Raw genomic sequence first — 13,529 nt, 5'->3', positions numbered from 1 at the left:
TCGATGAACCGGGCATGAGGGGGATTGCAGAATGGCGTATTTCAGGAAATTCACGGCACGGCAGAGTCTCCTCCCGCTCCTGGCAATCCTGACTGCGATGTCAGCTGGTTCTGCGTCCGCCGACAGCTGCTGGAACCACAACGGCTCCCTGATGCGCCTGCAGGCACAGGGCAACCAGCGCTGGCTTTCCTATGAAGTGCCGAAACCGGTATTGCGCAACGCGGGCGTCCAGCGCGGCACGCTGCTCTTCAACGGCATCAAGAACGGCAACTGGTATTCCGGCACAGCGCGGGTCTTCTCCAAATACTGCCCCGGCTCGCCGCTGGAATATTTCGTCGAAGGCCCGGTCCGCGGCGACCAGCTGCAGGTGACGGTCACCGGCACCCGCGAAGTCCACGACCGCTGCCGCCCCACCGGCCGCTATTCGACGGACACGCTGGTCTTTACCTATAGCCATCAGTGTTGAGAGGGGCTTGACAGGCGTCACCCCGGGCGACCGAAGGGAGACCCGGGGCCCACTCATTTCCAGAGCGGTGGTTTGGCGCGTCGTCCGCGAAAGAACTTTCTGCTTCGACAAGCTGTCCCGCGAGTAGGCCCCGGATCTGCGCTGGGCTTGTCCGGGGTGACACCGTGGAGATGAATTCACCTATCCACCGCCGAACAGGCTCTTCAGAAGGTTGAGCGGGCCCTTGCGTTCGCCGCCATTGCCCTCTCCGCCGCCGATCGGAGCAGGCGGGATCGGCTGGTTGCCGGAGCCGACGGTGTCAATCGGGCCGGGCTTGGACGGCACCGCGACGGCAACGGGCACATCCGGGACGCCCGGCAGGTCCGCCACCGGCAGGCCCTCATGCTCGGCATCCATCACTTCTTTCCAGACGATGGCGGGCAGGCCGCCGCCGGTGGCCTTTTTTGTCGGCGAGTTGTCGTCGTTGCCGAACCAGACGGCCGTGGTCAGGTTGCCGGTGTAGCCGATGAACCAGGCGTCGCGGAAGTCCTGGCTGGTGCCGGTCTTGCCGCCGGCGGGCCGGCCGCTTTCCAGGCGGGCCTTGCGGCCGGTGCCGGTCACCAGGGTTTCCGCCATCATCACATTCATTTCGCCGACCAGCCGGCGGTCGACGACCCGTCCCTTGCCGTCGCCGGCACGCGAATAGAGCGTCTTGCCGTCGACGGTGCGGATGCGGCGGATCACATGCGGCAGCACGCCGTACCCGCCGTTCGAGAACGGCACATAGGCGCTGGCGATTTCCAGTGGCGTGACTTCCGAGGTGCCGAGTGCGAGCGAAAGGTTGCGGTTGAGATCCGAGGTGATGCCGAGTCGCGAGGCGGTGTCGGCAACCGTGCCCGCACCGACCTCATAGGCAAGCTGGGCTGCGACCGTGTTGAGCGACAGGGCGAGCGACTTCGTCAGCGTCACCGGGCCATAATAGTCCTTGGAATAGTTCTGCGGCGCCCAGTTGCCGTATTTCACCGGCTGGTCCTGGCGGATGGTCTGCGGCGACAGGCCGTTTTCCAGTGCTGCCAGATAGACGAAGGGCTTGAAGGACGAGCCCGGCTGGCGCTTGGCATAGACGGCGCGGTTGTACTGGCTCTTGGAATAATCGGCCCCGCCCACCAGCGCCTTCACGGCTCCGGCGGTGTCCAGCGTCACGATGGCGCCCTGGCGCACGCCGTAGGTGTCGCGGTTTTCCTTCAAGGCGCCGCGCAGGGCCGTTTCGGCCGCACGCTGCATCTTCGGGTCGATGGTGGTGTCGACGATGATGTCGGACTCGATCGAGCCGATATAGTGCGGCAGCACATCCATCACCCAGTCGGCGGCATAGTTTTCGCTGGCTGTGGTGTAGCGGCGCACGACCTTGGCCGGTGCGGCAAGCGCAGTCTTGGCCTCGTCGCCGGTGATGTAACCTTCCTCATGCATGGCGGTCAGCACCAGCTGGGCCCGGTCTTCGGCAAGATCGGGATTGCGCGCCGGGGAATAGCGTGAGGGCGCTTTCAGCAGACCGGCGATGGTCGCCGCCTCGGCAACGGTGAGCAGACGGGCGGACTTGCCGAAATAGCGCCTTGCGGCCGCATCGACCCCATAGGCGCCGGAGCCGAGATAGACCCGGTTGAGATACATTTCCATGATCTCGTCCTTCGAATATTCGGCCTCCAGCCAGAAGGCGAGCACCAGTTCCTGGATCTTGCGCTTGATCGTCCGGTCCTGTTCCAGGAAGAGGTTCTTGGCAAGCTGCTGGGTCAGGGTCGAGCCGCCCTGCTGCAGGCGTCCCGAAGTGAGGTTGGTGACGACAGCGCGGGCGAGGCCGATCGGATCGACGCCGAAATGGGAGTGGAAGCGGCGGTCCTCGATGGCGATCACCGCATTGGGCAGATAGGGCGGCAGCTGTTCCAGCCGCACGGCCTCGCCGCCGGTGTCGCCCCGGTTGGCGAGCAGGTCGCCGTTGCTGGCGACGATCTTGACGTTGGGCGGGCGCGCCGGCACCTGCCATTCGGAGGTCGGCGGCAGGAAGGCGGCGTAGTAGCCGATGATGCAGGCAACGCCGATCGTGCCCCAGATGCCGAGCACCATCGACCAGTAGAGACCGCGTTTGATCAGGCGGCCGAACGCGGTCGGCGACCGGGATCTCGACTTGCGCCTGGAGCGCCGGTTGGCGCCGGAGCGGCCGCCGCGGCCATTGCCGCTGCCGCCCCTGGACGGTTTGCGGCCGGACGCCGCCTGTTTGGCTGAGGATTTCTTCTGTCCGGAGGACTTGCCGGTCTTCGACTTGTTCTTCGAAGCTCCCTTGGCGCCACTCTTTGCGGAAGGCGCAGCTGGACGGTCCTGCGGGCTGAGGCGCAGGTCGAGCAGGCTGCTGCCCGAGTGTCCAAATGTCGGTTCAACACGCGGCTGGCGTTTCGCCCGAGGCGCCATTGATCCACAGTCCCCTAACTTCATACCAACCAGGGTTGGCCAATGCCGGCCAAGAGCCGGTTCCCCGGACATGATCCTAGATTGCGGCGAATTAAGGGGGCGTTAAGGCTTTGGAGTTTTGCACCGCAAGCGGTCAGGCCACTCCAACATGCCTCATCCTGAGGAAGTGCGAAGCGCTGTCTCGAAGGATGGGCCGCTTGTTCTGGAGTATGCCGCCCATCCTTCGAGACGCGCAAGCGCGCTCCTCAGGATGAGGGTCAGGAACTTGGGCGAGGCCGGTCAGATCTAGCTCGAATAGCGGCTGGCGTCGGCGCCGTAGTAGTTGACGTAGCGGGTGTTGAGTTCGGAGACCGGCATGATGATGAGAACGTCTGTCGTGCCGAACTGGTGGTCGATCACGGCGCCGTCGCCGATAAAGGCACCGAGCCGGAGGTAGCCCTTCACCAGCGGCGGCAGGGCACGCAGGGCCTCCTTGGAGTTGATCTCCTCGGCCGGCATGCGGTTCATTTCCACGTAGCGCTCGTCGACGGCCCGCACGCGCCATTCTTCCGGGGCACGGGCATTGTGGTGCAGGAAGGAGAGCTGGCCGGCAATCGCGTCCGGATTGACACCCTCGATCGAGGCACAGCCGAGCATGACGTCGATCTTGTGGCGCAGTACATAAGCCCAGATGCCGTGCCACAGCAACTCGACGGTCTTCTTGTTGCGGTAGGGTTTCAGCACGCAGGAGCGGCCGAGTTCCATGAAGCGCTTGCCGGGATTGGCGTCGATCAGCGACTGGATGTCGAATTCGCCGGCGGTGTAGAAGCCGCTGTGGCGGTCGGCGACGTCCTGGCGCAGGATGCGGTAGGTGCCGACGATCTCCGGCTTCAGGCGGCCCAGCTTGTTGCGTTTCAGCGAGGCGTGGTCGACCACCAGCAAATGGTCGCAATAGGCGTCGAACGGGTCGGCGTCGCGGCGGGTCGCCAGCGTATGGGCATCGGCGATTGCCGACATTTCCTCGTAGAAGACCTCGTAGCGCAGGCGCTGCGCCTTTTTGACTTCCTTGAAATTGCGGGCGAGCCGGACTTCCAGCGTGCCGATGCGGCCGAGGGTTTCACCGGTCTTGACCGGGGTTTGAATGGCGGGACCGAGCCGCTGGGCGTTGTTCACGGCCACACCGGGACGAAAGGCCGGTGTGAATTTCCGGACCAGTTTCCGGGGAGAAAAAAGCCCTTGCCGCATGATCGACATTCCACCCTCGTCATTTTTATGGCGCTCCGCGGAAAGGTACGCGTTACCGTAACTTCACCGCTTGCCATCGCCGGAACACAAGCTCCGAACCCGGTTGGACCGCTTCAATGTTGCCGTAGATCATACTATTCCGACAACTGGATGACACTCGGTTTTTTCCGCGCGCTCTCCACACCGAAGCATAACCCACTCCGGGAGCTTTGGGAAACTTCGCGCGCGCAAGCGTCTCAGAATGCAACCAAAAGGTGGTTTAGGTCGCCGGATGCCGTCAGCTGCGGCTGATTTCCGCCAGCGCGTCGGAGATTGCCTCGACGGAGAGAGGCTTGGTGAGATAGCCGGCCGCACCGACTTCCGTCGCCTTGTCGCGGGCGTCCTTCATCACGTCGGCGGTGACGATCAGTACCGGCACGGGAGCCCGGCCGCTGGCCGCCTCGTCTTCGCGGATCTTGGCAATCGCCTGGAACCCGTCGAGCCCGGGCATATGCAGGTCCATCAGCACCGCATCGAAGCTGCCGTCGGCTGCAGCCTCGACGGCCTTTTCGCCGTCGGCAACCATTACCGGCACATGGCCCAGCTTGCGCAGCATGGCTTCGCTCAGAAGACGGTTGATGTCGTTGTCCTCCGCCACCAGCAGCCTCAGCGGCCGGCTCGGAACCTTGTGACGCGTCGGCAGGAAACCGTTGCTCACCGGTTCGGCGCTGACGTCCCAGGCATGTTCCATGCCGTTGTCGTCGAGAAGGCCGGAGAAGATCTGGATCAGGGTCTCGATCCGTACCGGGCGGATCAGATAAGCGGCATAACCGGCCTCGCGCAGGTGATCCAGCCGCTCGCGCTCCGGCGGCGCAATCAGGACGACCGCGGGTGCGGTGCAGCCGGTCAGGCGGGCGCTCGCCAGCCAGCCGCCGCTGTCGGAAAGCGCTGCATTGTCGACGACAAGCAGGTCCGCCTGCGGCAGCGCCGCGTCCAGTTCGGCACTGCCCGGTGACAGCACCGTCACGCCGGCGGCGTGGTGCCGCAGCCGCTTGGCCAGAAGCGGGCATTCGATCTGGCTGGTGGAGACAAAGACGATCCGGCGCCCGGCGAGCGTCGCAAGCCGCGGGTCGCCATCGCCGTTGAGTTCTTCGGGGATCGGCAGGGAAACGCGGAAAAGCGCCCCGCCGCCTTCGGACGGCTGTGCGGAGATCTCACCGCCCATGAGGCCGGCCAGCCGCTGGGCGATCGCAAGGCCGAGGCCGGTGCCGCCGAATTTGCGCGCCGGACCGTGGTCCACCTGCTCGAATTCCTGGAAAAGGCGGTCGGCTTCCGCACCGTCAAAACCAATGCCGGTGTCGCGCACGTCAAGATCGAGGAAACTGCCGCCTTCCGGATTGGGCCGGCCAAACAGTTCAACGGCAACGCCGCCTTCGTCGGTGAACTTGACGCCGTTGCCGATGAGATTGAACAGGATCTGACGCACACGGGTGGCATCAAGGGTCACCTGCTCGGGCAGGCGCGGATCCAGCATGGCGCCAATTTCCAGTTGTTTGGCGTGAGCCTTCGGCGCCAGCAGCTCCACCACGCTTTCCACCAGTGCGCCGACGCGCACCGGCGAGGCGTGGATGTCCAGCTTGCCGGCTTCGACCTTGGAAAAATCGAGCACTTCGTCGATCAGCAGCAGCAGCGTTTCGCCGGAGGTCTCCAGCGCTTCGATATAGGCGCTCTGTTCCTTGGTAAGACGCGTGTCGCGCAGGAGCGCGGCCATGCCGAGCACGCCGTTGAGCGGTGTGCGGATCTCGTGGCTGACGGTCGCCAGGAAGCGCGACTTTGCCTCGTTGGAATTTTCCGCCGAATGCCGGGCAGCCAGCAGTTCCTCTTCGATCAGGCGACGTTCGGTGACATCGCGCAGCACGGTCTGCACCAGCTGGCGGTCGGTCGCCGTGTCCCGGACCGGAATATCGATGCGCGAGAACCAGCGCGGTCCCTGCGCGGTCTCAAGGCGGATATCCTCAAAGCCCATACCGGAGCCGTTGCGCTCCAGAACCCGGGCAACGCCGCCGTCCTGCACGGCGCACTCGATCTGCGGCAGCAGCATCTGGCTGCCCGGCTGCAGCGGGTGGCCGATGCCGAAAACGTCGTCGGCGGCGGAATTGACATAGGTGACGGTGCCTTCCTGGTCCCGGCGGATGACGACGTCGCCGAGGGTCGCCAGGATGCTGGCATGACGCTCGTCGGATTCGCCCAGTTCCCAGGCCCTGTCTTCCAGTTCCTCGCAGCGTGCCATCAGGCGGCGGATCTTGTCGTCCTTGACCTGCAAGGCCTGAACGGCCCGGTGCATGTCGTCCGCGAAGAGACGCCAGACAGCAAGCCCGCCGGCAAAAAAAGCAAGACCGACGGCAAAGAACCGGTTGATGCCTTCGGCGGAAACGAGGAAGAAAGCAGCGCCAAGCCCGGCAATCAGGCCCGCGACCGCCAGATGCTGCAGCGACTTTGCCGGTGTGGAAACGGGAATGTCGGTCGCGCGCCGGCCGGGACCGACTTCAGGTCCGGTCTCCGCCTCTTCTGAAACCGTCGAAGGTCCGGTCAAGATTTCGCTGTCGGGCGTGAACCGGTCCCGTGCATCGGCAAAACGGTCTGCCTGGGCATGCTCTGCTTCAGGCGCGTTTTCGGCGGCGCGTTCACTGTTCTGACTGACCAAGATCGCTACTCTCTACAAGATCCAGTTGCCTGAAGAGTGAAGCGTAAACTTTGAGAAACCGTTTCTTTATCGAATGTAATCAGTAGATCGGGGCCGGAACGCGGGCTTCAGATCCAGTCCTTCAGCACCGGATGGGTCTCGACACTGGCAATTCCATCAAGGGCGGCGATGCGGTTGCGCAGCGTCGAGAGCTCTTCAAGTGTCCGCGACCGCACCAGCAGCACCATGTCCCTGTCGCCGGAAATCGAACGGCACTGGAGAACGTCCTCGAATTTGGCAATTGCCGGCGCGACGGCGGCGCAGGTGGCGGACCCGGTCCGGATCCAGAGATAGGCTTCCACCCTCGCCGGCTCCGGATCGTCGATGCGGATGGTATAGGCGCGGATGATGCCGGCCTCTTCGAGTTTCCTGATCCGGGCCTGCACGGAAGAGCGGGCGAGACCGACGCTAGCAGCCAGCGTCTTCAGCGGCGTGCGGCTGTCGCTTTCCAGAAGCCGCAGCAATTTCCGGTCGATTGAATCCATGCGTCTCTATCGTCTGTCCGCGTCAAAACCGCAATCGCCCGCCGGCAAATGGCCGGTCCGGCCGGTCAAATGGCCGGGTGAAGCAGAAATCCTGTGCCCTTACATCGTGAAGCGACTGTCACGGAAAGAGAGTTTCATGGATTTTCACCTGGACACAAGCAGCTTCATCGCGGACCGCGCCTGGGGGGCCCGCCTCATCGGCGAACTGGACGGCGTCACCGTCAAGCTTCACTGGACCGACAGCCCCTACAAGTGGCACGTCAATGACGGACCGGAAGTGTTCGTCGTGCTCGCCGGCCTGGTCGACATGCATTACCGCGAGGGGGCGGCCGAAAAGGTCCAGCGGCTCGAACCCGGCCAGATCTTCTTTGCCGGTGACGGCGATGCCCATGTGGCCCACCCGGTCGGCGAGGCCCGTGTGCTTGTGATCGAGCGCAAGGACAGTGTCTGAAAGCAAAGACCCGGCGCGAGGGCCGGGTCTCCATCTTCGGGCCGGTTTCGGCGTGGCCTAGCCGGGAACCGCTCTAGCGCACGTCCAGGAAACCGATGATCTTGCGCACATCCTTCAGCACCGGCTCGGCGATGGCGGAAGCTTTCTCGGCACCGTCCTTGAGGATGGCGTCGATCTGGGCCTTGTCGTCCATCAGACGGCGCATCTCGTCGGTCATCGGTGCGAGCTTCGAGACGGCGAGGTCCGACAGGGCCGGCTTGAAGGCCGAGAACTGCTGACCGCCGAAGTCCGTCAGCACTTCGTCCTTGGTGGCGCCGCTGAGAGCCGCATAGATACCGACAAGGTTGTCCGCTTCCGGACGGCCTTCCAGGCCCTTGACCTCGCTCGGCAGGGCATCCGGATCGGTCTTCGCCTTCTTGATCTTCTTGGCGATGGTCTCCGCGTCGTCGGTCAGGTTGATGCGCGACAGGTCCGACGGGTCGGACTTCGACATCTTCTTGGTTCCGTCACGCAGCGACATGATCCTTGTGGCCGGGCCGGCGATCATCGGCTCGGTCATCGGGAAATAGAGATATTCCGGCAGTTCCGGCGAAGGCGTCGGGTTCGGCACGCCGATGCCCAGTTCCTTGATCCGCTCCGCGAAGTCGTTGTTGAACTTGGCGGCGATGTCGCGGGTCAGTTCCAGGTGCTGCTTCTGGTCGTCGCCGACCGGAACATGCGTGCCGCGATAGGCAAGGATGTCGGCCGCCATCAGGCTCGGATAGGCGAACAGTCCGACGGACGCGTTTTCCTTGTTCTTGCCGGCCTTTTCCTTGAACTGGGTCATGCGGTTGAGCCAGCCCATGCGTGCCACGCAATTGAAGATCCAGGCAAGTTCCGTATGTTCGCGAACCTGGCTCTGGTTGAAGATGATCGACTTCTTAGGATCGATGCCGGCGGCCATATAGGCCGCGGTCACCTCACGGGTCGCCTGGGCGAGCTCATGCGGATCCGGAAAGCCGGCGGTGATGGCATGGCTGTCGACGACACAGAAGATGGTCGGCATCTGGTCCTGCAGGGGCACCCAGCGCGAGACGGCGCCGAGATAGTTGCCGAGATGCAGGTTGCCGGTCGGCTGGACGCCGGAAAAGACACGGGGCTGGAACTCCGCCATGGAATATCCCTTTATTGGTGCGGCCGGTTGGAAGGGCGCTATGAACGTTTGGGCGCGCCGGGTTTAAGCCCGCTCATCACCGCTTGCAAGCGGGGAAACGGCGCGGGCCTGCGTTTCGCTCTCAGGTGTTGCGCCGTGTCAACGCTTTCAGCATGCCGAGGAGGTCCGAGCCGCCGCTGAGCTGGGTGAAGACGGTGAAAATGACCATCCCGGCAACAACAAGCCCGACGAGGCTCAAGGCCCGCACCGCCAGCCAGGGATCCGTCAGCCAGGGTGCCAGCAAGTCCGCCAGGAAATGGAGGCCGGCGCCCATCAAGAGGCTGGCCAGCAGCACCAGCGACAGCCGCCGCAGCAGTTTGAAATCCGGCAGGAAATGGCCGCGCCGCCACAGGACGGCGATCAGAAGCCCCGTATTGACCCAGCCGGCCAGCGTGGTCGCCAGCGCAATGCCGACATGTTTCAGCACAGGAAAGAGGGCGATCGACAGCACCACGTTCACCACCATGCCGGCGATGGCGAAATACATCGGCGTCTTGGTGTCTTCGCGGGCGAAATAACCGGGCGAGAACACCTTGTTGAGAACGAAGGCGGGCAGGCCGAAGGCGAAGGCGGTGAGCGCGGCGGCAGTGCCTTCCACGGCAGCGGCGTCAAAGCGCACACGCTGGAAAAGAACGGCAACGATTTCCTGCGGGATGACTGCAAGCGCGACCGCGGCTGGCAGTGTCAGCACCAGCGAGAATTCCAGCGCCCGGTTGAGGCTGTGCTGATAGGCGTTCATGTGCCCGGCACGCAGCTGGCGTGTCAGGCTGGGCAGCAACACAACGCCGATGGCGATGCCGATGACGCCGAGGGGCAGCTGGTAGAGCCGGTCGGCAAAATAAAGCAGCGCATTGGCGCCCTCCTGCATGGAGGCGATGATCTGGCCGACGGCAATGTTGATCTGGGTGACCCCGCCGGCGACGACCCCGGGAATGCCGAGCATGAGCAGTCGCCGGGCAGACTTGGTATAGCGCGGCCGGACGATCGGAAAGCGGAAGCCGAGCCGTTTCAGGTCGACGATCACGACGAGCAGCTGCACGATGCCGCCGACGGTGACCCCGACCGCGAGGATGATACCGAGATTGGTGTCGTCCTTGACGCCGAGAAAGAGCACGGTTCCGAGCACCGCGCTCATCACCACGTTCAGCATGACGGGGGCAAAGGCAGCGGCGGCAAAGCGCTGGTAGGTGTTGAGGATGCCGCCGATAAAGGCCAGCAGCGACATGAAGATCAGATAGGGAAAGGCGATCCGCGACATCAGCACGGTGAGGTCGAATTTGGCCGGATCCTCCACAAAGCCCGGCGCCAGCGCCCAGACCACAAACGGCATGAAGATCTGCGCGAGCGCGGTCAGCACCATGAGGCAGAAGAAAAGCGCCGAGCCGATCTCGGCGGCAAAGCGTTTGGCGCCCGCGTCACCCTCTTCCTCGACCGTGCGCCCGAACAGCGGAATGAAGGCCGAATTGAAAGCGCCTTCGGCAAACAGGCGCCGGAAAAGGTTGGGCAGCCGGAAAGCGACCACAAAGGCATCGGCGACCGGCCCGGCGCCGACGGCGGCGGCCAGCAGCACGTCGCGGACAAAGCCGAGCAGGCGGCTCAGCAGCGTGGCGCTGCCGACGGTTGCGAAATTGCGGACGAGACTCATGCCGGAAGGGCTCCGAGGAGAGGAGAGTGCACTTATGATGCCTGCCGTTGGACCTTGCGGGTCACCGGTGCTGCCGGGTCGAGTTCGACGTTTCCTTCCACGGCGTCGGAAAGACGCTCACGGATGATCTCCTGGCGGCCGATATTGGCAATTTTCTGTCCGGTGAGGTCGGTCACGTAAAAAACGTCGACCACCTTCTCGCCGAAGGTGGAGATATGGGCCGAGCCGATGTTGAGATTGAGCGTCGCGATGGAGCGCGTCAGGTCGTAGAGCAGCCCCGGCCGGTCGAGACCGGCGATTTCCAGAACCGTGTAGTCGTCCGACAGGGAATTGTTGACCAGCACTTCGGTTGCCACCTTGAAAGCCTTCATCCGGCCCTTGACGGCGCTTTTCTTGGAAACCGGCTCCGGCAGCTTCTCCTCGCCGCGCAAGGTGGTCTCGATCAGCCGCGCGATGCGTTCGCCGCGCCGTCGCTCGTCCTCGTTGTCCGGCAGTTCCCGGCCGATGAAAATGGTGTCGAGCGCGTAGCCGTCGGTGGTGGTGTCGATCTGCGCGTCGACGATATTGGCACCGGTCGTAAAGCAGGCGCCCGCAATGATCGACAGCAGCCGCGGATGGTCCGGCGCCATGATAGTGAGCTCCGTCACGCCTTCGAAGGCGCGTGGCGTCACCTGGAACGCGAGCTGCTTCTTGTCCTTGTCCGCCTTGTGCAGCAGTTCCGCATGAGCGGCCAGCCGGTCAGGTTCCGTTCTGAGCCAGTAGGCCGGGTAATGCCGCTTGAGATAGGCATTGCGGTCCTTCGCGGTCCAGTGCGCCAGCTTGGCGCCAAGCTCTTCCTTGGCCCGGTCGATCGTCTGTCTGTGGGACATCTTGGTGTGCCCGCCTGAAAGATACGGCTCGGTCGCATAGTAGAGCGTGCGCAACAGCTGGCCCTTCCAGCCGTTGAAAACGCCGGGACCGACAGCGCGGATATCGGCGACCGTCAGGATCAGGATCAGCTTCAGCCGTTCCAGAGATTGCACCGTGTGGGCGAAATCCGTGATCGTCTTGCGGTCGGAAAGGTCGCGCGACTGGGCAATGGTGCTCATGTCGAGGTGATGCTCGATCAGCCAGGCGACGGTCTCGGTCTCCGCGTCATTCAGGCCGAAGCGCGGACAAAGCTTGCGGGCAACCCTTGCCCCGGCGATGGAATGGTCTTCCGGCCGCCCCTTGGCGATGTCGTGCAGGAACATGGTGACATAGAGCAGCTTGCGGTTCTGCAGGGTCAGGATCAGGTCGGTCGCCAGAGGATGGTCGTCGCCCGAATTGCCGCGCTCGATATCGGCCAAGACGCCGATGGAGCGGATGAGGTGCTCGTCGACCGTGTAGTGGTGATACATGTTGAACTGCATCATCGCCACGACCTTGCCGAATTCCGGCACGAAACGGCCGAGAACGCCGGTTTCGTTCATCTTGCGCAGGGCCTTTTCCGGCGTGTGCCGGGAGGTCAGGATCGACAGGAACAGCCGGTTGGCTTCCGGATCATTGCGCAGGTCCGTATCGACCAGCTTCAGCGAATGCCGGATCAGCCGGGTCAGGTCCGGATGCATGTTGTATTCGTTCTTGTCCGCGATCTGGAAGACCCGCAGCAGATTGGTCGGATCGGTCTCGAAGACGGTATCGGACGTCGCATTGAGGCGGTTGTTGTCGACAACGAAACCCGTCACCCCTTCCACCGGCTTCGCGGTGCTGGAAAAACGGCCGCTGCGCAGGCGCCGCATCATGCCGGTAAGGCCCTTGCCGCGCGGCTCCTTGACATGCTCCTCTTCCAGGGCGGCGCAGATGATCCGGGTCAGGTCCCCCACATCCTTGGCCACCAGAAAGTAGTGCTTCATGAAGCGCTCGACGTCCTTCATGCCGGGATGCTGGGTGTAGCCGAGCCGGATGGCGATTTCCCGTTGCACGTCGAACGAGAGGCGTTCCTCCGGCCGGCCGGTCAGGAAATGCAGGTGGCAGCGCACGGCCCACAGGAAGTCGTCCGACTTCTTGAACCGCGCATATTCGGATCGTGTCAGGACCCCCCTCTTGACGAGGTCGGACTGGCTGTCGACGCGATAGTGGTACTTGGCGATCCAGAACAGGGTGTTGAGGTCGCGCAGGCCCCCCTTGCCTTCCTTGATGTTGGGCTCGACCAGATAGCGCGACGCACCCTGGCGCTTGTGGCGCTCGTCCCGCTCCTGCAGCTTGGCGGCGATGAATTCCGAACTGGTGCCCTCGACCACTTCCTTGTCGAAGCGGCTGACAAGTTCACTGAAAAGATCCAGGTCACCCCAGATGTACCGGGCTTCCAGGATGGCGGTGCGGATGGTCATGTCGGATCGGGCGAGCCGGATGCACTCGTCGATGTTGCGCGTGGCGTGGCCGACCTTGAAGCCGAGATCCCAGAGCATGTAGAGGATATATTCCACCACCTGCTCGCCCCAGGGCGTCTGCTTGTAGGGAAGCACGAACAAAAGGTCGATGTCGGACCCTGGCGCCAGCGTGCCGCGGCCATAGCCGCCGACGGCAGCAATTGACATGCGCTCGGCGGCGGACGGGTTCTTGATGCGGTAGACGTGATGCAGGGCGAAATCGTAGATCACGCGGATCAGCTCGTCCTGGATGAAGGAGAGCCGGCCGGCGCACAGCAGCCCGCCGCCATCCTCGTCGAGCATCTCCTGGGCCCTGCCGCGGGCGTCCTTCACAACCTGCTTGAGTTCGCCGAGAACGGCCGAGCGGATCTTCATGTCCGATCCGTCGCCGTCGCTCGCAGCGGTCAGTGCGGTCAGGCGCATCCGCAAGGCGTCGGCGTCAATCAGTCCGGCAAGGTCTTCCTGGGAAAGTTTCATACTGGTCCGGTGTTCCGTTCTCAAAGGCCCGCTTT

The 13,529-nt window shown here is 63.7% G+C and carries 9 protein-coding genes; 2 read left to right on the top strand and 7 right to left on the bottom strand.

Annotated features, from left to right (window positions below):
* Window positions 1-31 precede the first annotated feature (31 nt).
* Window positions 32-466, top strand: coding sequence for a hypothetical protein (locus ACX3M4_RS18185; protein ID WP_459354397.1), 435 nt, complete (start codon window positions 32-34; stop codon window positions 464-466).
* Window positions 467-646: 180 nt separating this feature from the next.
* Here ACX3M4_RS18185 and ACX3M4_RS18180 read toward each other — a convergent pair whose 3' ends face one another.
* From ACX3M4_RS18180 to ACX3M4_RS18165, 4 genes are all read right to left on the bottom strand, one after another.
* Window positions 647-2,908 carry a transglycosylase domain-containing protein gene (locus ACX3M4_RS18180; protein ID WP_459354396.1) on the bottom strand — a complete coding sequence of 754 codons (2,262 nt, stop codon included), beginning with the start codon at window positions 2,906-2,908 and terminating at the stop codon, window positions 647-649.
* A 285-nt stretch (window positions 2,909-3,193) separates the two neighbouring features.
* Complete coding sequence (gene olsB / locus ACX3M4_RS18175; protein ID WP_459359456.1) at window positions 3,194-4,132, bottom strand: l-ornithine N(alpha)-acyltransferase; 939 nt, start codon at window positions 4,130-4,132, stop codon at window positions 3,194-3,196.
* A gap of 277 nt (window positions 4,133-4,409) precedes the next feature.
* The gene (locus tag ACX3M4_RS18170; RefSeq protein ID WP_459354395.1) at window positions 4,410-6,815 is read right to left on the bottom strand and encodes a hybrid sensor histidine kinase/response regulator; all 2,406 of its coding nucleotides are present in this window, start codon (window positions 6,813-6,815) and stop codon (window positions 4,410-4,412) included.
* Window positions 6,816-6,922: 107 nt separating this feature from the next.
* Window positions 6,923-7,339, bottom strand: coding sequence for an Lrp/AsnC family transcriptional regulator (locus ACX3M4_RS18165; RefSeq protein WP_459354394.1), 417 nt, complete (start codon window positions 7,337-7,339; stop codon window positions 6,923-6,925).
* 136 nt (window positions 7,340-7,475) lie between these two features.
* Here ACX3M4_RS18165 and ACX3M4_RS18160 point away from each other — a divergent pair, with 136 nt between their 5' ends.
* Complete coding sequence (locus ACX3M4_RS18160) at window positions 7,476-7,790, top strand: cupin domain-containing protein (protein ID WP_459354393.1); 315 nt, start codon at window positions 7,476-7,478, stop codon at window positions 7,788-7,790.
* 73 nt (window positions 7,791-7,863) lie between these two features.
* On the opposite strand, the gene trpS is transcribed toward ACX3M4_RS18160, so the two are convergent.
* The 3 genes from trpS to ACX3M4_RS18145 all read right to left on the bottom strand — a co-directional run bounded on the left by trpS (window position 7,864) and on the right by ACX3M4_RS18145 (window position 13,494).
* The gene (gene trpS, locus ACX3M4_RS18155; protein ID WP_459354392.1) at window positions 7,864-8,943 is read right to left on the bottom strand and encodes a tryptophan--tRNA ligase; all 1,080 of its coding nucleotides are present in this window, start codon (window positions 8,941-8,943) and stop codon (window positions 7,864-7,866) included.
* A gap of 121 nt (window positions 8,944-9,064) precedes the next feature.
* A complete protein-coding gene (gene murJ, locus ACX3M4_RS18150) occupies window positions 9,065-10,627 on the bottom strand; it encodes a murein biosynthesis integral membrane protein MurJ (RefSeq protein ID WP_459354391.1) in 1,563 nt (520 codons plus the stop codon).
* Between the two features lie 32 nt (window positions 10,628-10,659).
* On the bottom strand, window positions 10,660-13,494 hold the full coding sequence (locus tag ACX3M4_RS18145) for a [protein-PII] uridylyltransferase (RefSeq protein ID WP_459354390.1): 2,835 nt from the start codon (window positions 13,492-13,494) through the stop codon (window positions 10,660-10,662).
* Between the last annotated feature and the right edge of the window lie 35 nt (window positions 13,495-13,529).

The organism is Roseibium sp. M-1, from assembly GCF_054515675.1.
This window is presented reverse-complemented; position numbering and strand designations above follow the sequence as displayed.